Annotated in this window: 14 protein-coding genes, 4 tRNA genes and 1 pseudogene; 6 read left to right on the top strand and 13 right to left on the bottom strand. The window is 44.1% G+C overall.

All coding sequences use genetic code 11. The features are described 5' to 3' along the window. Positions 1–59 precede the first annotated feature (59 nt). The 9 genes from rplA to MZ182_RS00730 form a co-directional block, all read right to left on the bottom strand. Entirely contained in the window at positions 60–761 is a 702-nt protein-coding gene (gene rplA / locus MZ182_RS00770) for a 50S ribosomal protein L1 (RefSeq protein WP_011787566.1), read from the bottom strand. A 4-nt stretch (positions 762–765) separates the two neighbouring features. Next, entirely contained in the window at positions 766–1,194 is a 429-nt protein-coding gene (gene rplK, locus MZ182_RS00765; RefSeq protein ID WP_011787565.1) for a 50S ribosomal protein L11, read from the bottom strand. A 127-nt stretch (positions 1,195–1,321) separates the two neighbouring features. Next, positions 1,322–1,873, bottom strand: a complete 552-nt coding sequence (gene nusG, locus MZ182_RS00760; protein WP_011787564.1) for a transcription termination/antitermination protein NusG — start codon at positions 1,871–1,873, stop codon at positions 1,322–1,324. A gap of 9 nt (positions 1,874–1,882) precedes the next feature. Continuing rightward, positions 1,883–2,254, bottom strand: coding sequence for a preprotein translocase subunit SecE (gene secE / locus MZ182_RS00755; RefSeq protein ID WP_011787563.1), 372 nt, complete (start codon positions 2,252–2,254; stop codon positions 1,883–1,885). 275 nt (positions 2,255–2,529) lie between these two features. Next, positions 2,530–3,714, bottom strand: a complete 1,185-nt coding sequence (gene tuf / locus MZ182_RS00750) for an elongation factor Tu (protein WP_248069340.1) — start codon at positions 3,712–3,714, stop codon at positions 2,530–2,532. Positions 3,715–3,830: 116 nt separating this feature from the next. Next, positions 3,831–3,906: transfer RNA gene (locus MZ182_RS00745), tRNA-Thr, on the bottom strand. A 9-nt stretch (positions 3,907–3,915) separates the two neighbouring features. After that, positions 3,916–3,989, bottom strand: a tRNA-Gly gene (locus tag MZ182_RS00740). Between the two features lie 37 nt (positions 3,990–4,026). Continuing rightward, a tRNA-Tyr gene (locus MZ182_RS00735) sits at positions 4,027–4,111 on the bottom strand. 7 nt (positions 4,112–4,118) lie between these two features. After that, positions 4,119–4,194: transfer RNA gene (locus MZ182_RS00730), tRNA-Thr, on the bottom strand. Positions 4,195–4,427: 233 nt separating this feature from the next. Here MZ182_RS00730 and coaA point away from each other — a divergent pair. Further along, positions 4,428–5,378, top strand: coding sequence for a type I pantothenate kinase (gene coaA, locus MZ182_RS00725; protein ID WP_248069342.1), 951 nt, complete (start codon positions 4,428–4,430; stop codon positions 5,376–5,378). 10 nt (positions 5,379–5,388) lie between these two features. Here the strand turns inward: coaA and birA are convergent, their stop codons facing one another. Then, positions 5,389–6,348: a bifunctional biotin--[acetyl-CoA-carboxylase] ligase/biotin operon repressor BirA gene (gene birA / locus MZ182_RS00720; protein WP_248069344.1), complete on the bottom strand. Its 960-nt coding sequence runs from the start codon at positions 6,346–6,348 to the stop codon at positions 5,389–5,391. After that, positions 6,341–7,366, bottom strand: a complete 1,026-nt coding sequence (gene murB / locus MZ182_RS00715) for a UDP-N-acetylmuramate dehydrogenase (RefSeq protein ID WP_014609591.1) — start codon at positions 7,364–7,366, stop codon at positions 6,341–6,343. Before murB ends, birA begins: the two co-directional genes overlap by 8 nt. Before the next feature lie 253 nt (positions 7,367–7,619). Between murB and MZ182_RS00710 the strand changes: the two genes are divergently transcribed. After that, positions 7,620–8,786 (top strand): ribonuclease T2, encoded by a 1,167-nt coding sequence (locus MZ182_RS00710; RefSeq protein ID WP_248069346.1) that lies wholly within the window; start codon positions 7,620–7,622, stop codon positions 8,784–8,786. Positions 8,787–8,876: 90 nt separating this feature from the next. On the opposite strand, the gene mtr is transcribed toward MZ182_RS00710, so the two are convergent. Together mtr and plsB are read right to left on the bottom strand one after the other, a co-directional pair. Beyond that, on the bottom strand, positions 8,877–10,133 hold the full coding sequence (mtr, locus tag MZ182_RS00705) for a tryptophan permease (RefSeq protein ID WP_248069348.1): 1,257 nt from the start codon (positions 10,131–10,133) through the stop codon (positions 8,877–8,879). Next, entirely contained in the window at positions 10,133–12,556 is a 2,424-nt protein-coding gene (plsB, locus tag MZ182_RS00700; RefSeq protein ID WP_198779839.1) for a glycerol-3-phosphate 1-O-acyltransferase PlsB, read from the bottom strand. The genes mtr and plsB overlap by 1 nt, the downstream gene beginning before the upstream one ends. 349 nt (positions 12,557–12,905) lie before the next feature. Here plsB and lexA point away from each other — a divergent pair, with 349 nt between their 5' ends. The 4 genes and pseudogenes from lexA to ctaD all read left to right on the top strand — a co-directional run bounded on the left by lexA (position 12,906) and on the right by ctaD (position 17,570). Further along, entirely contained in the window at positions 12,906–13,526 is a 621-nt protein-coding gene (gene lexA / locus MZ182_RS00695) for a transcriptional repressor LexA (RefSeq protein ID WP_011787555.1), read from the top strand. Next, positions 13,523–14,034 (top strand): annotated as a pseudogene (locus MZ182_RS00690) (cell division inhibitor SulA). Before lexA ends, MZ182_RS00690 begins: the two are co-directional and overlap by 4 nt. Positions 14,035–14,429: 395 nt before the next feature. Then, positions 14,430–15,968 (top strand): cytochrome c oxidase subunit II, encoded by a 1,539-nt coding sequence (coxB, locus tag MZ182_RS00685; RefSeq protein ID WP_115016558.1) that lies wholly within the window; start codon positions 14,430–14,432, stop codon positions 15,966–15,968. Positions 15,969–15,977: 9 nt separating this feature from the next. Then, on the top strand, positions 15,978–17,570 hold the full coding sequence (ctaD, locus tag MZ182_RS00680; RefSeq protein WP_011787552.1) for a cytochrome c oxidase subunit I: 1,593 nt from the start codon (positions 15,978–15,980) through the stop codon (positions 17,568–17,570).

Here is a 17,570-nt window from a genome sequence, read left to right as displayed (position 1 = left end):
AAATAGGCTTCAACCCACAAAGTGCGCGCATTATAGACTAATGCGCTCACCTTGTAAAATTAGTTAGCTGTATCGAGAGTCGCTTGGTCGACAGCAACACCTGCACCCATAGTGGTGGAGATGCTTACTTTCTTCACGTATACACCTTTAGCAACTGCAGGCTTAGCCTTTTTCAGTGCAGAGATTAACGCTTCCAAGTTTTCTTTCAACTGAACTGGTGTGAAATCCACTTTACCGATAGTAGTGTGGATAATACCGTTCTTGTCGTTACGGTAACGAACTTGACCAGCCTTGGCATTCTTAACAGCTTCAGCAACGTTTGGCGTTACTGTGCCTGTTTTAGGGTTAGGCATTAAACCACGTGGGCCTAAGATTTGACCTAACATACCAACAACGCGCATTGCATCTGGAGATGCGATAACAACGTCAAAGTTCATTTCACCAGCTTTGATTTGCTCAGCCAGATCATCCATACCAACAAGCTCAGCACCAGCAGCTTTAGCGGCTTCAGCATTTGCACCTTGTGTAAATACTGCAACGCGAACGTCACGACCAGTACCGTGTGGTAACACAGTTGCACCACGAACGTTTTGGTCAGATTTACGTGGGTCAATACCCAAGTTAACTGCTACGTCTACACTTTCAACAAACTTTGCAGTTGCTAATTCTTTTAACAGAGCAACAGCATCGTTGATTTCGTATAATTTAGTACCGTCAACTTTCTCGCGAATTACGCGCATGCGTTTAGTTAGTTTTGCCATTATATTAATCCTCTACAACCAAACCCATTGAACGCGCAGTACCTTCGATTGAGCGAGTCATCGCTTCAATGTCAGCACCAGTCATATCGGCAGCTTTAGTTTCAGCAATTTCCTGAATCTTAGCGCGAGCGATAGTTCCAACTTTCTGAGTATTAGGACGTGGAGAACCTGATTTCAGGCCTGCAGCAGTCTTCAGTAAGAAAGACGCTGGCGGAGTCTTAGTTTCAAAAGTGAATGAACGGTCACTGTAAACAGTGATCACGACAGGAATAGGCATGCCTTTTTCCATTTTTTCTGTACGCGCGTTAAACGCTTTACAGAATTCCATGATGTTCACACCTTTTTGACCCAGAGCTGGACCAACTGGTGGTGAAGGGTTCGCAGAACCTGATTTTACTTGTAGCTTAATATAAGCATCAATCTTCTTTGCCATCTGACATTTCCTCAGTTTGGGTTCAAACGCGCATCAGCGACATGCTGACATGCTCCCCCGAAAACAACGGGTGCGGATTATATAGAAATCCACACCCGTTGCCAAACGGATTTTGTAGTTTATTTAATCAGCCTTTTTCAACCTGACTAAAATCGAGCTCCACTGGTGTAGAACGACCAAAGATCATTACTGACACTTTTACGCGGCTCTTGTCGTAGTCCACTTCTTCAACGGTACCGTTAAAGTCAGCGAATGGACCGTCACAGACACGCACCACTTCGCCCGGTTCGAAAATAACACGGTGAGTTGGTGAAGCCGTGGTTTCTTGTAAGCGACGCAAAATAGCATCGGCTTCTTTATCTGAAATTGGGGCAGGACGATCAGAGGTTCCGCCAATAAAGCCTAAAACACGCGGGATGCTTTTGACTAAATGCCAGCTGTCATCGTTCATTTCCATCTGGACTAACACATAACCAGGGAAAAACTTACGCTCACTCTTACGACGCTGACCTGCACGCATTTCGATAACTTCTTCAGTCGGAACTAATACTTCACCGAAGTACTGCTCCATGCCGTGCATCTTAATGTATTCAATCAGTGACTTACAAACTCGGCCTTCATAGCCTGAGAATGCCTGCACTACATACCATCTTTTTTTAGCTTCTTTAGCTTCAGTCATTCGAGGTGCCTATACGCCAGTGATAAAATTGACAATTCGCATTAACACAGCATCCATCCCCCACAGAACCAGAGCTAAGATACCTGTTGCAGCAAGGACAATAAAAGTGGTGTTAAGCGCTTCTTGACGCGTTGGCCATACAACCTTACGCACTTCAATTTGCGACTCGCGAGCAAAAGCAAAAGCTTTTTTACCCTTTTCTGTCTGTAGAGCAATAAAACCAGCAATAGCGAATGCAACGATAACACCAAGTGCACGTATGACAGCACTCGCTTCGCTAAACATTTGATTGCCAATAACAGCAGCGGCTAGCAATACAATCACTACGCCCCACTTCACGATATCCAGAGAATTGTTCTGGTTTTCAGTATTTGTTGTCATCGGTTATTCCGTTACTCAATACGGCCTGAGCTTGAGCACAATAATTAGGGACATAAGACCCAGTTTCAATACGCTTTTTTATACTCTGCATTTCCGAATACCCTTAGAAACGCAAATAGCATAAGCTCAGGGTCAAAAATCGGCCATAGATTGTATTCTTATTCGACTTTGTAAGCAAGGATACACAGCAAACGCAAACCACAAATCACAGCAAATAATTGACTTAAACAAAAAAGGAAGCCGAAGCTTCCTTTTCACACTAATCTCTATCGCTATTAAGCAATGATTTTAGCTACTACACCTGCACCCACTGTACGACCGCCTTCACGGATTGCGAAGCGTAAACCTTCGTCCATCGCGATTGGGCAAATCAGTGTCACTACCATCTTGATGTTGTCGCCTGGCATTACCATCTCTACGCCTTCTGGCAGTTCGATAGTACCGGTTACGTCAGTTGTACGGAAGTAGAACTGTGGACGGTAGCCTTTGAAGAATGGCGTGTGACGGCCACCTTCTTCTTTTGACAGAACATAAACTTCTGATTCAAAAGTGGTGTGTGGGTTGATTGAACCTGGCTTCGCTAATACTTGACCACGTTCTACGTCATCACGCTTAGTTCCACGTAACAAAATACCACAGTTCTCACCTGCACGACCTTCGTCAAGCAGTTTACGGAACATTTCTACACCAGTACATGTTGTCTTAGTGGTTGCACGTACACCAACGATTTCTACTTCGTCGCCTACGCGTACAATACCACGCTCAACACGACCTGTTACTACTGTACCACGGCCTGAAATTGAGAATACGTCTTCGATTGGCAGTAGGAACGGCTTATCGATGTCACGTTGTGGTTCTGGAATGTAAGAATCCAGAGCTTCAGCAAGTTCGATAATCTTAGCTTCCCACTCTGGCTCGCCTTCTAGCGCTTTCAGAGCTGAACCTTGGATTACCGGTAAGTCATCACCTGGGAAATCGTATTCTGATAACAGTTCACGCACTTCCATCTCAACTAGCTCTAACAGCTCTTCGTCATCTACCATGTCACATTTGTTCATGAATACGATGATGAATGGTACGCCAACCTGACGAGAAAGCAGGATGTGCTCACGAGTCTGTGGCATTGGACCGTCTGTTGAAGCGACTACCAGAATCGCGCCGTCCATCTGTGCAGCACCAGTGATCATGTTTTTAACATAGTCAGCGTGGCCTGGGCAGTCTACGTGGGCGTAGTGGCGTGATGGCGTATCATATTCGATGTGAGAGGTATTGATGGTAATACCGCGCTCACGCTCTTCTGGAGCGTTATCGATTTGAGAGAAGTCTTTAGCTTCGCCACCGTAGGTCTTAGCCAGTACGTGAGAGATAGCTGCAGTCAGAGTGGTTTTACCATGGTCAACGTGACCAATGGTGCCCACGTTTACATGGGGCTTAATACGTTCAAATTTAGCTTTAGCCATGGTAATGCCTCAGTCCAAGAATCTTGGTGATGAAAACTTACATATAGAAAAAATCCGATGCATATAAATTACATCGAACCGATTATGTTAGGTATAGGAGCTTAATTTAGAAAGGCTGGTGCTGATAGGCAGATTCGAACTGCCGACCTCACCCTTACCAAGGGTGTGCTCTACCAACTGAGCCATATCAGCATACAAATTTGGAGCGGGCAGCGGGAATCGAACCCGCGTTATCAGCTTGGAAGGCTGGAGTAATACCATTATACGATGCCCGCGCAACCTAACTAGGCTACCTAACTACCTTGAAAAAAATGGTGGAGGGAGAAGGATTCGAACCTTCGAAGGCTGAGCCGTCAGATTTACAGTCTGATCCCTTTGGCCACTCGGGAACCCCTCCAGTAAAATGGTGCCGGCACCAAGAGTCGAACTCGGGACCTACTGATTACAAGTCAGTTGCTCTACCAACTGAGCTATGCCGGCAAATCATTTCGGAACGGGATATTAGGTAAATGTGCTCCCGAGTGCAAGTAAAAAACGCCTATTTGATTAAAAAAACTCGTTAAACGATGTTTTTTTACACGCCAGCCACTATCGACGGCTAATTATCAGGCAAATGGGACAGGTAGAGAATCAAACAAGGTTGAAATAACTGATTTTTTATTGTCGATGATAATGCCATGGTGTACTGTGCCTTTCCTAGCCGAGGAAAGCCTATGACTTCTAAAAATCCAATTCAAAAAGCGCTCTATCTTACCTTTGAACGTGCACAATGGTCAGAGCTAAGAGATTCAGTACCGCTAACATTAAGTGAACGGGATTTAGAAAATCTTAGGGGTATTAATGAAAAGGTATCGCTTTCTGAGGTTACTGATATTTATTTACCCCTCAGTAGGCTACTTAATTTGATTGTAAAATCGAAGCAGCTACGCGGCTTAGTGCTTGATGAGTTTTTGGGACAAAAACCATTTCACAGTCCCTATATTATTAGCATTGCGGGGAGTGTTGCGGTAGGAAAAAGTACGACCGCGCGGGTTTTACAAGCACTTTTACAACATTGGCCAGAACACCCTAAAGTCGATCTGGTTACCACGGATGGCTTTCTTTACCCATTAGCCGATCTCAAGCGTAAAGGTTTGTTGCAACGTAAAGGGTTTCCCGAAAGCTACGATATGAAAATGTTGGTGGAATTTATTTCGGCCGTAAAATCGGGACAACCACATACAAAAGCGCCGATATACTCCCATGTGACCTACGACCGTGTACGTAATCAGCACCAAATTGTCTCGCAACCCGATATTTTGATCCTTGAGGGTTTAAACGTGCTCCAAACGGGTTTAGATTCACCTGTCGACACTCGTAGACCTTTTGTCTCTGACTTTGTTGATTTTTCTATCTATGTAGACGCTGAAGAATCATTACTTAAGCAATGGTATCAAGAGCGTTTTCTGCAATTTCGAAAAGGCGCATTCAGTGATGCTAAGTCCTATTTTCATCATTATGCGAATTTAACTGATGATGAGGCAAATGCGATTGCTGCTAATATTTGGGACACGATCAATGGCCCGAATTTGCAACTGAACATTCAACCCACGCGGGAAAGAGCACATTTGATCCTACAAAAGGGGCAAGATCATTTGATGTCCCATGTGCTCATGCGCAAGTAGTACCCCTAAGCTAACGGGGTCTAAGACTAATTTCTCCGCCGATAAATGCTTGAATACCATCGGCGGTGTCGAGTAATACCGCCCCTTGCGCATCTACGCCCATGCAAATGCCATCAATATGATTTTCCCCCATGAGTAAACGGATTGGTTTACCATAAAATAAATCTGCAGCTTGCCATCGCGTTTTAAATGCATTCAGCCCTTCACGTTCAAATAACTGAATATCTCGCTTAAGTTGTTTTTGTAATTCAATCACTAGGTCTGTCTTATCTGGCATAGCCGCTAATGTTGATAGATCACTCCAAGGTTGGTCTATTCCTTTTCCATGATCCTCAGACATTGCCATATTGACGCCAATTCCGATAATAAGCTGGCACTCGCTATCCGCTTGCCCTGCCATTTCAATTAAAATCCCAGCCAATTTTTTATGATCCAAATAGATATCATTGGGCCACTTAACGCCAATATTCTCAACGCCATAGGATTTAAGTACTTCAACCAACGTACAGGCTACGACTAAACTCAAGCCCATTGCCTGCGCCATCCCCTGTGGAAATGACCAAAATAGTGAAAAATACAAATGATGGCCATAGGGCGACACCCAAGTTCGTCCTCGACGTCCTCGACCTGCCGCTTGATACTCGGCTACACAAACATCTCCACTCTTCAGCTCGTTTATGTGACTGAGCATAAATCCATTAGTGCTTGGAATTTCATCAAAATAAAAACAGCGATGATCAATCGATTGCACTAGACGTGACGCATCAATCAATGAAATCGGATTCGCAAGTTTATAGCCGCGACCTTTGACACTATAAATTGCGACACCATAGGTTTCTAACGCATCTATATGTTTACTCACAGCAGCACGGGATACGCCTAACTCACTCGCAAGCTGTTCGCCCGAGACAAAATGCTCGCTAGATAATAGCGTTAAAATTTCACGCTTTCTTACCCAGTTATCAGACATGCAGATCTCCTTCACCTGTGACTCCGATAATTCTTGGTTCCGCTTCTAGCAATACACCAAACGTATCATTGACGCGCTCAATAACATGTTGCGCTAAACGGCAAATATCCTGCCCCGTCGCACCACCACGATTAACTAAAACTAAGGCTTGTTTATCGTGTACGGCAGCTTTTCCTAAGATAAAACCTTTTAACCCTGCCTGCTCAATTAACCAACCAGCTGCGAGCTTCACACTACCATCGGCTTGAGCATAACCAACAATCGTCGAAAATCGTTGTGCAAGCTCAAGGTAGCAAGCAGCACTCACTATTGGGTTTTTAAAAAAACTACCTGCATTGCCTAATACATTAGGATCAGGCAACTTTTCTCGTCTAACTTGGCATACCTTATTAAAGATATCTGCAGCGGTTACAGATGCGGGATCAAACGATTGTAAAGGACCATAGGCAAGATGCGGTTGCCACTGCTTAACAAGGCGTAATCCCACTGCAGTGATCACCGCACGACCACGCAACGCTCCTTTAAAAATCGACTCACGATAGGAGAACTGACATTCAGTCGCCGTCAGGCGGAAAAAATCACCCGAATCAAGATCGAGATATTCGACCCAATCACAAACGTCACAGAATTCTACACCATAAGCACCAATATTTTGGATTGGTGCTGCACCGAGGGTACCAGGGATCAGTGCGAGGTTTTCTAAACCTGGCATTCCATTAGCTAAAGTAAACTCCACTAATTCATGCCAGTTTTCACCCGCCTCAACCTCAAGATAAAAATATACAGCATCTTCGCTGACTTTTATCCCCTTAGATAACACTCGCACCACAGTGCCGTGAAAATCATCGGTGAAAACGACATTACTGCCGCCACCTAAAACAAGTAATGGTTGCTGGTCCTGCCATAATGGCAAGCAAATATGTTTAATATCTTCTTTTGAATGAGCTTCAACAAGGGCTGAACAGCACTGCGAAAGACCAAAAGTATTGAATGACTTAAGACTATGAGACAAAGACATGCGATAGATCGGTAGCGAGAAATATCTTATTGTAACGACTAAAAGCCGCAATTGCAGCCAAATAACGGTATTCCCTCTACGGCTCAAACATTGAATAGCAGGGGCTATTTATTTTAGCGAAGATTCAAGTTACTCATATATGATTGACTGTTCACAATAACTCAAAAATAAGCCTCTGTAATCCTAGTGCTTGTGTGTACCATGAGTTTGATACCAAAGCGACTCGATTCACCACAGATAAGGATGCCATCGAATGACAATGCCATTGCGTTTGACCGCAAGCCATAAGCGTTTACAGCAAGTGCTTTTGCGCCAACCATTAATGTTATATCGCATCATCAGCATAGTCAGCGTATTACTCCTAGGAATAACCCTTGCAATAGCCGCACCTGCTTCTGGTGAATTTATATCCAATAAGCGCTGTGAACTCTTTCAATCTAAGAATAAACAAACCAACCCAGAGCAGTTACAAAGCAATATTGGTGAACGCTATACAGTACAGGAAATTTTAGGGAACACGACCAATCCTCAATGGCTAAGAGTCAAAACTAATGCTGCAACTTCACCTTTGCGCTGGATAAGCGGTAGTTGTGGCCAATATCTCACCAGCGTAACGAACAATGACCTTTCCACACCAGTGTCAGCAATGGAACCCTCACAAACCACGACAGCATCAGATATTAAAGCAATCAATCGCGATAGCCTTAAAGAGCACAGTACAAAAGATCAACGCCAAGTTAGTCATTGTCAACTCGAAGGAAACTTTGACTCCCACGTTCTAGCATTGAGTTGGCAAAGCACTTTCTGCGAACTCAATGGCAACCGTAAAGCAGAATGCAGTGACCTCAATAAAACGGGTGAATCTCCACTGTGGCAACAGTTTAGCTTGCATGGACTTTGGCCCAATAGGAAACAGTGTGGAACTCGTTATGGCTATTGCAGTACAGTAAAGCTACAGCCTAGCGATTTCTGTAGCTACCCTGAAATTGAGCTTAACGCTTCGGTACGCAAAAATTTAGAAGAAGTGATGCCGAGCGCTCGCTACGGCACCTGTTTAGAACGGCATCAATGGTGGAAACATGGAACTTGTCGCAACCAAGATCCTAACGATTACTTTTTGTTAGCCACCCAGCTAACCCAAACAATAAACGCTTCTGCATGGGTTAAAAACTTCATCCATGGGAACATAGGTAAACAGGTAACTCGACAGGAGCTAAATACCAGCTTTGATAAAAGCTTTGGTCAGGGTGCTCATACCAAAATGAGCTTAGAATGTGCTAAAGGACTGTTAAGTGAAATCCGCATTAATCTACCCGAAGTGATTAAAGGTTCTGATTCAATACCCGCTCTCCTCGCGAAAGCCAACAAAGCGGGGAAAGGCTCTTGTCCAGACACAATCATTATAAATAACTCCAATTAAGCAGCTAAATACAGATTGATAAGAGCCAAAATGGAATCGTCAAAAACACAAAAGCCCTCATTTAAACGAGGGCTTTATTAGTAAAATGGACTAGGAATACTGAGGCAGCAAATTCGCCATTGCCAAAAGATGACACGTACCTGTGATGATTCCAAATAAGACGACGATGACGATAATGGGTGTACCTCCCTTCACTTTAAAACCTGTACTTTCAGGGAATAACTGCCGAGACTTATAAGCCATCAGCGCAGGCACAATCACAGCCCAAACCGTTGCCGCCAATGCCGCAAAACCAATAGCAATCAAAAAACCATCAGGAAATAACAGCCCAAAAACCGTCGGAGGAACAAAAGTAACAGCAGCCGTTTTTATCCTTCCACTACGGGAGTCATCAAAACCAAATAAGTCTGCAAGATAATCAAACAAACCCAAAGTTACACCGAGGAACGACGAGGCCACCGCTAAGTTTGCAAACAGGGTTAACATACTGTTTAACCAGCTACTTGCCATCACCTTAGACAAAGCACCAACCAACACTCCCATATTGCCGCCTTGGGCGATAATATCGCTAAACTGGCTGCGGGGAATATTGCCCATAGTGGCGACTAACCAACAGGCATAAATGATAAGCGCGATAAAAGTACCGACAAAGATAGCTTTGATAATAGTGGCGGAATCTTTACCGTAATACTTCACTAAACTAGGCACATTGCCATGATAGCCAAAGCTAGCAAGTCCAAAGGGCAACGCTGCCCACAAATAAGGTGCAAATCTTGTGGTACCATCGGGCTCAAGCAGCTTAGTGACGTCAATCTCTATCAGTAAATTACCGATAGCAAGAAAGAAAGTGATGATCATACCGCCCAGCATTATCGTTGTAATACGATCCACAGCTTTGGTGCTGATCAGCACAATACTCGCTAGCACTATGGCAAATACTAACCCTGCCACACTTTGAGGTAATTCAATCCCCATACCCTGCAAGCTGTGATTTACAATCGAGCCACCACCGCTGATATAGGCATAGGTTAAAATGTAGAGCACAAAGGCGATTGACACGCCATTCACTATGCGCCAAAACTGGCCTAAGGTTTGTTTTGTTAACGTATCGAAACTCGCACCAGGTTCAAAGTGTAAGTTGGTTTCAAGCAGTAATAAGCCCGACATCAACATGCAAAACCAAATACCTAGCAGCATGACAATGGAATACCCAAACCACATGCCAGAACCCACCACAGGTAAGGAAAACATGCCCGCCCCTACGGTCGTCCCAGCAATAATCATGGCGCCACCGAGCAAAGACTTACCTGCGGTTTTATGCTTAACCGCATTCATATGATTTGTCATTAACTAATATGCTCCGCAGTGACACTCGCAACTATCGTCTGTCTCACTGAGGCTCTCAATAGGCTATTGGCTTGATCTCGAATACGCTTAACATCAGATTTATCATCTTTATCAGAAAGATAACCTAACTCTTTTAACTTAACACTCAAAGTGCCGTAGAGTTTTTTATCGTAAAACTCTGGTGCTGTAATGCCATGCAATGCCCCTAAACGCTGAGCAAGTAAATGGCTTTCAGACTCGAGTTCTGAACGTTCCATCTTAGGACGATGTGCTAGCAAATTAAAAATGATGGCATAGCGTTGCAATGTCTCACTGACCGATCCTGAGAGCAATACCAACTGACTGGAATGTTCCGTTACAACTGATAAGTTATCTGACTCAGTTATTAAGCCTTGCTCAATAAAGAGATCCAGCACTTGATTGACATAGGAAGGTATATCCTTAATTCCCATAAACAGCTCAGCCTTTAGCAACGGATAAAAGTCATTCACGATTGCCACAATTTGCTGTCGCTGACTTTGCTCATTATGGGTCAAACAACTCGCAATAAGAGAAGGAATAATAAATAAGTGGATAATATTATTGCGATAATAGGTCATCGAAATGGCCTGATTAGCATCGATAGACACTATCTCACCTAAAGGATCGCAGGATACTGAAAACTTATTTAAATCAATACCCTGTTGAACAAGATGCTTACCATCACCTTCCGCGACAGAAGTAAAAGAGGTATAAGGCACCCGCTTCAGCAGCGTGAGGTACAAATCTAACTGACGTTCTAACAAACAACGCTCAAGCGCATTTTGCTCAGAAGCCAATAAAGCTAAACTGGTAAGCGTGACGGAACTGGCCGCTGCCGCATCATTAATACGTGTCATCACCCGATTTGCTAACACGTTAACCGCTGGAGTTAACCAAGTTGGCTTTTGTTCAGGATCATCGGCAAGCTCTGCGCGCCAGTTAGGTGCCATTTCGTTTAAAAAAGTTTGCAGGGTAATCGGCTCTCCAAAGTTCACATAACCTTGACCAAAATTACCTAACTTTCGAATGGCTCCAAAAACTTGCCAAACGGATTCTTTTTGTTTTTTCTTGCCACTTAACTCTTTGTGATACGTGGCGACTTCCATCACATGGTCATAACCTAAATATACGGGAACCAAAGTAACTGGGCGCTCAATTCCGCGCAGCACGCTGTTCATTGTCATTGCTATCATGCCCGTTTTAGGCGCTAACAAACGCCCCGTACGAGACCGACCGCCCTCAGAGAAATACTCCACCGAATAGCCCTTGGCAAACAGTTGATCTAAATATTCACGAAAGACTGCGGTATAAAGCTTATTACCATTAAAACTACGACGGATAAAGAACGCGCCACCACGGCGGAACAATGGTCCCGCAGGCCAAAAGTTCAGGTTTATCCCTGCTGCAATATGCGGCGGAACCATACCTTGGTAATACAAAATGTAGGATAGCAATAGATAATCCATATGACTTCGATGACAAGGCACATAGACAATTTCGTGACCATCGTGGTGTAACTGACGAATATGTTCGGCACCTTTAATATTGATGCCACTGTAGAGCTTATTCCATAACCAGGTTAAAAAACGCTCGGCAATGCGCACTAAACTATCTGAATAATTTGCCGCTATTTCATCAAGATACTCTATTGCAGTTTCACGAGCTTGAGTTTCAGAAATCTTTTTGCTCACAGCCTCTTCTTGAATCGCCTTACGTAATGACTCCGATTTGAGCAACGAATCAAATAATGCCTGACGATTTGGCAGTAAAGGACCCGTCATCACCTTACGTTGGCGGCGAAAATGTACCCGTGCCACACGCGCTAATTTATGGGCTATCCCCATATCAGTACCGTGTTCATCTGCCATATAACGCAGTGAAACTGCATTCGAAAACTGTACAAAATTATGACGGCCTAGAAACAAAATCATGAAGCACTTACGTAGCCAAGTTGGATTTTCACGCTCCAACACAGCCGCTTTCATCGTATCGTCTTCTTTACCTGGAGTACGTCCCCAATAAAGACTCACTGGCACTAACTGAATATCAAGCTCCGGGCGCTCCTTATGAACAGCCAAGAGACGCATAAAACACTCAAGGAATGGCTCGTTACCCGCACGTTCACCAAACAAAGGTTTACGTCCTTGAAGGCAAACAACCCGTGGCGCAACAACACCGTTAACAACTAAAGGTTCGTAGGGGCTTGGCAAGCCTAATTTTTCGGTGACTTCACTCAGTGCCGCAATGTCACTCAGCGATTCTGTTTTCATGACATAAGCAAGTGGTCTGGAGGTATCCAGATTCAGATCGGCAAAAGGATCCTGAGGCACCACAATAGTGTGGACTAAGTGTTTTTGGATCCAACGTAATGATTTCAACCAAAGAGAGTCTTGTTTAGGCATTATTCTTATGCAATTAAGTACGTTTACTAGCCCAATAGAATACCAGACTCTGGGGAGTATTCGCTAATTCTCTCCTATATATCCCTAAATCACCCTAACATCAGGCGTTTTATAAGCCTATAAAACAATATATGCACCCCATCGGAATAAAATAAATACTCTTAAAAATTAAACACTTAAAATTAAACAGAAAAATATAAAACGCCTTATCTTCCATAAAAACTCAACCAATAGATCAGACTGAGATTTGCCGATTTAAAACACTTTACGATCTAAAAATGGTTAATACTTGCACTACAAACAATACTGTATATACTAACAGTAACTGTATAGAAAAACAGGAACAGCCATGAGACCCTTAACGCCACGCCAAGCTGAAATTTTAGAGCTAATTAAACGTAATATTGCCGATACAGGAATGCCACCCACCCGAGCAGAAATTGCCACTCGTTTAGGCTTTAAAAGTGCTAATGCTGCTGAGGAGCACCTCAAAGCTCTCGCCAAAAAAGGCTGTATCGAAATCATGCCTGGTACCTCTCGGGGTATCCGTCTCCCAGCAGAGGAAGAGGTCGTGGTTGAATATGGCCTGCCACTTATAGGCCAAGTAGCCGCTGGTGAGCCAATCTTGGCTCAAGAACATGTTGAACAGTACTATCAAGTTGACCCAAGTATGTTCCACCCTACCGCCGATTTTTTACTGCGAGTAAAAGGTGACAGCATGAAAAACATCGGCATTCTCGAAGGTGATTTGTTAGCGGTACATAAAGTACAACAAGCGAGAAATGGTCAAGTAGTTGTTGCAAGAGTCGACGATGATGTCACGGTTAAACGCTTCGAAAAAAAAGGCAACTTAGTCTATCTATACGCAGAAAATGAAGACTACTCACCAATTAAAGTGGATTTAAGTTGTCAAAGTTTAACAATTGAAGGACTCGCTGTTGGTGTGATCCGTAATGGAGATTGGCTATGAGTAACCTATTAGGCAATGCCCCACGTCATCCGGGGTTGTGGCTCGACAACATTCGAGAGCCAGATGCAAACTGGCAGTATGCACCGATCAGCTGTGTGCCTACACAGACTCAAGGCCGTACTGAGTTAATCCAGCTCAGTACGCAGCTCGCACAACTCAGTCAACAGGGGCGTTGGGTTGTACTCATCAATCCACCAAGTATTGGCTATAAACAGTTACTCACATCAGCAGGTGTGCGCATGGATCGTATATTACTCGTTCATGCAAAAGATGAGGTAGAAACCCTATGGGCGATGGAGAAAGCCTTAACAAGTGGTACGTCCAGTGCAGTCATTACTTGGACGACCTCACTCGATGCCCGTGATAATCGACGCTTACAAATTGTGGCAAAAAGTGCCAGAGCGATGGGTATTGTATTAGAGGAAGTAAATAACCACTTACAGGATAAGGTCCGCCTTGAGCAACATACACACTTTAAGCAAGCCACTTTTTTAGCCCTGTTCATTAGTTTTACAAAAGATTTTTTAGCCGTGAAAGCCGCCTCACATATGAATGTGAGGCTTTTTTTTAGCAATTTTTCAGACAATTAGAAAAATAAGTGATCTTGATCAATATTTAAACAGCAAGTATGGTTGATTAAGCTGGTGACTCTATATCACTGGCGATGGTAAAAACCGAGCTGTTATCCCAGCCAATTTTCCATCAATAATTAAAATGACAGATTTTTTCAGTAGTATGTGCCAGCGTGGCGAATTAACAGCAGTAACAGTACAAAAGTAAGCCATCAACGCACATTGAAGTCAAAAACGCTTTTTTGGGAACTGAAGAGTTTGCATAGAGTTGAGACTTACTGTGTGACTCTTCTTTGTAGTTGCAATTTGCAATTAGCAGAGGAGAAGTCTTGTGAAGCAATTGTTGTATTGTTTACTCGTGGTGTTATTCGCACCACCGTTGAACGCAGCGGATTCGCGGTTCAATATGACCACTGGTGTAACCGAGATAAGTGGCAAGGTTTATCACTTGCATATGACTATCTTGTATATCTGCTGTGCTATTGGCCTCGTGGTTTTTGGCGTAATGATTTATGCCATGATAAACCACAGAAAATCCAAAGGCGCAGTTGCCGCCCATTTCCATGAAAGTACCAAAGTTGAAATTGCTTGGACCATATTGCCATTTATTATCCTGATCCTAATGGCCATACCTGCAACCAAAACCTTAATCGCAATGGAAGATACGAGCAATGCTGATATCACCATCAAAGTTACTGGTTCTCAGTGGAAATGGCATTACAGCTACTTCGATCAAGATATTGATTTTTACAGCATACTCTCGACACCTAGAACACAAATTGATGGTTCAGAACCTAAAGGCGAGCACTATCTCCTTGAAGTCGATAAACCGCTTGTTGTTCCAATAAATCGCAAAATCCGCTTCCTAATGACATCAGAAGATGTCATTCATTCATGGTGGGTTCCAGCCTTTGCGGTGAAAAAAGATGCGAATCCTGGTTTTATTAATGAAGCATGGACACGTATCGATAAACCAGGCATTTATCGCGGCCAGTGTGCTGAACTTTGCGGTAAAGATCACGGCTTTATGCCCATAGTCGTAAAAGCCTTACCAGAAGCAGAATTTGATGCTTGGATTACCGAGCAAAAACAAGCAGCACAAACCGCTGCCGCTACAGCTCAAGCCGCCCTATCACAAACCCTTAGCCAAGCAGACTTAATGACCCAAGGTGAGCAAGTCTATATGGCTCGATGCGCAGCATGCCACCAACCTAATGGAGAAGGATTAAAAGGTGTATTTCCAGGTTTAAAAGGTAGTCCTATCGCAACAGGCCCTCTTACTCCCCACCTTGAAATTATCATCCATGGTAAAGCTGGTACGGCAATGCAGGCTTTTGCTAACCAATTAACTGCCCAAGAAATTGCCGCAGTGACAACCTATGAGCGAAATGCGTGGGGAAATAATATGGGGGATGCTGTTCAAGCCAAAGATGTGAACGACTATATGAATGGTGATCGCCAGCCTCAGACATCGACAACACAAACACAGCAAGTCGCCGCGTTGCCTACAGAGCCAACCGTCCAAGGTGCTAGCATCGATCCCGCTAGCCTGCCAACACTGACCCATGACACGCTAATGACGGAAGGAGAAGCCATCTATATCTCAAGTTGTGCAGCCTGCCATCAAGTAAATGGCTTAGGTATTCCGCCCGCTTTTCCATCGTTAGTTAATAGCAACATTGTAACGGGGCCAGTTGCCAACCATATCGAGATTGTGATGCACGGCAAAACGGGGACGGCGATGCAGGCATTTGACAAACAACTCAGCCCACAACAACTCGCCGCGGTCATTACTTATGAGCGAAATGCTTGGGGTAATAATACAGGCGATACAGTTCAAGCCGCCGATATCGTTAAACATGGACAGTAGGGGATTAGGATGAGCACTATGACTCAAGAACACACCGCAGTCCATGATGACCATCATCATGGGGCACCTAAGGGCATTATGCGCTGGTTGCTAACCACCAACCATAAGGATATTGGCACCCTTTATTTATGGTTTAGTTTCATTATGTTTTTAACGGGTGGCGCCATGGCAATGGTTATCCGAGCTGAATTATTTCAACCCGGATTACAGCTAGTTGAGCCAAATTTTTTCAATCAAATGACCACTGTTCATGGGCTGATAATGGTCTTTGGAGCCGTTATGCCCGCGTTCACAGGATTGGCCAATTGGTTAATTCCTATGATGATTGGCGCGCCAGATATGGCGTTACCTAGGATGAATAACTGGAGTTTTTGGATCCTTCCTTTCGCCTTCGCTATTTTACTCGGTTCATTATTTATGGAAGGAGGAGGCCCAAACTTTGGTTGGACTTTCTATGCGCCGCTCTCAACAACTTATAGCCCTGACAGCACTGCTCTCTTCGTGTTCTCTATTCATATCATGGGAATAAGTTCGATCATGGGCGCAATTAATGTGATTGTGACCATAGTGAACTTACGTGCGCCAGGCATGACATGGATGAAACTGCCGCTATTTGTATGGACTTGGCTAATTACGGCATTTTTGCTAATAGCAGTCATGCCTGTACTCGCAGGTGTAGTGACTATGGTGCTCACCGATAAATTTTTTGGAACCAGTTTCTTCGAGGCGGCAGGCGGCGGCGATCCTGTGATGTTTCAACATATCTTTTGGTTCTTCGGTCACCCTGAAGTTTACATCATGATTTTGCCTTCTTTTGGCATCATCTCGGCCATAGTTCCGGCTTTCAGTCGTAAAAAACTCTTTGGTTATGCCTCTATGGTGTATGCAACAGCCAGTATTGCCATTTTGTCTTTCCTTGTGTGGGCACACCATATGTTTACAACGGGCATGCCCGTGTTTGCAGAGCTGTTTTTTATGTACTGCACTATGCTGATAGCCGTGCCGACAGGAGTGAAGGTCTTTAACTGGGTAGCAACCATGTGGCGAGGCTCGCTGACCTTTGAAACACCGATGTTATTTGCCGTGGCTTTTATTATCCTTTTCACTATTGGTGGTTTTTCGGGACTAATGCTTGCCATTACCCCCGCTGACTTCCAGTACCACGACACTTATTTTGTAGTCGCACACTTCCATTATGTACTGGTAACAGGTGCGATTTTTTCCATTATGGCGGCGGCCTACTACTGGCTCCCAAAATGGACTGGTCATATGTATAACGAGCGTTTAGCACAGTGGCATTTTTGGTGCTCAGTGATTTCTGTAAACGTCCTCTTTTTTCCTATGCATTTCCTTGGGCTGGCAGGAATGCCACGGCGGATCCCTGATTATTCAATCCAATTTGCTGATATAAACCAAATCGTCTCGATTGGCGGTTTTGCTTTTGGTCTATCGCAATTGATTTTCTTAGTACTGGTAATCAAGTGTATCCGTGGCGGTGAGAAAGCGCCCGCTAAACCTTGGGAAGGCTCCGAAGGGCTAGAATGGACATTACCAAGCCCTGCGCCTTACCACTCATTTACGACACCTCCTGAGGTGAAATAA

The organism is Shewanella sp. JNE2 (assembly GCF_023159115.1).
Lineage (GTDB): Bacteria > Pseudomonadota > Gammaproteobacteria > Enterobacterales > Shewanellaceae > Shewanella > Shewanella putrefaciens.
The sequence above is the reverse complement of the archived record's forward strand: the minus strand, read 5'-3'. Positions and strand labels throughout refer to the sequence as shown.

Coding starts and splice junctions, on each gene's coding strand:
- rplA (WP_011787566.1), bottom strand. CDS start 761: ATGGCAAAACTAACTAAACGCATGCGCGTAATTCGCGAGAAAGTTGAC.
- rplK (WP_011787565.1), bottom strand. CDS start 1,194: ATGGCAAAGAAGATTGATGCTTATATTAAGCTACAAGTAAAATCAGGT.
- nusG (WP_011787564.1), bottom strand. CDS start 1,873: ATGACTGAAGCTAAAGAAGCTAAAAAAAGATGGTATGTAGTGCAGGCA.
- secE (WP_011787563.1), bottom strand. CDS start 2,254: ATGACAACAAATACTGAAAACCAGAACAATTCTCTGGATATCGTGAAG.
- tuf (WP_248069340.1), bottom strand. CDS start 3,714: ATGGCTAAAGCTAAATTTGAACGTATTAAGCCCCATGTAAACGTGGGC.
- coaA (WP_248069342.1), top strand. CDS start 4,428: ATGACTTCTAAAAATCCAATTCAAAAAGCGCTCTATCTTACCTTTGAA.
- birA (WP_248069344.1), bottom strand. CDS start 6,348: ATGTCTGATAACTGGGTAAGAAAGCGTGAAATTTTAACGCTATTATCT.
- murB (WP_014609591.1), bottom strand. CDS start 7,366: ATGTCTTTGTCTCATAGTCTTAAGTCATTCAATACTTTTGGTCTTTCG.
- MZ182_RS00710 (WP_248069346.1), top strand. CDS start 7,620: ATGACAATGCCATTGCGTTTGACCGCAAGCCATAAGCGTTTACAGCAA.
- mtr (WP_248069348.1), bottom strand. CDS start 10,133: ATGACAAATCATATGAATGCGGTTAAGCATAAAACCGCAGGTAAGTCT.
- plsB (WP_198779839.1), bottom strand. CDS start 12,556: ATGCCTAAACAAGACTCTCTTTGGTTGAAATCATTACGTTGGATCCAA.
- lexA (WP_011787555.1), top strand. CDS start 12,906: ATGAGACCCTTAACGCCACGCCAAGCTGAAATTTTAGAGCTAATTAAA.
- ctaD (WP_011787552.1), top strand. CDS start 15,978: ATGAGCACTATGACTCAAGAACACACCGCAGTCCATGATGACCATCAT.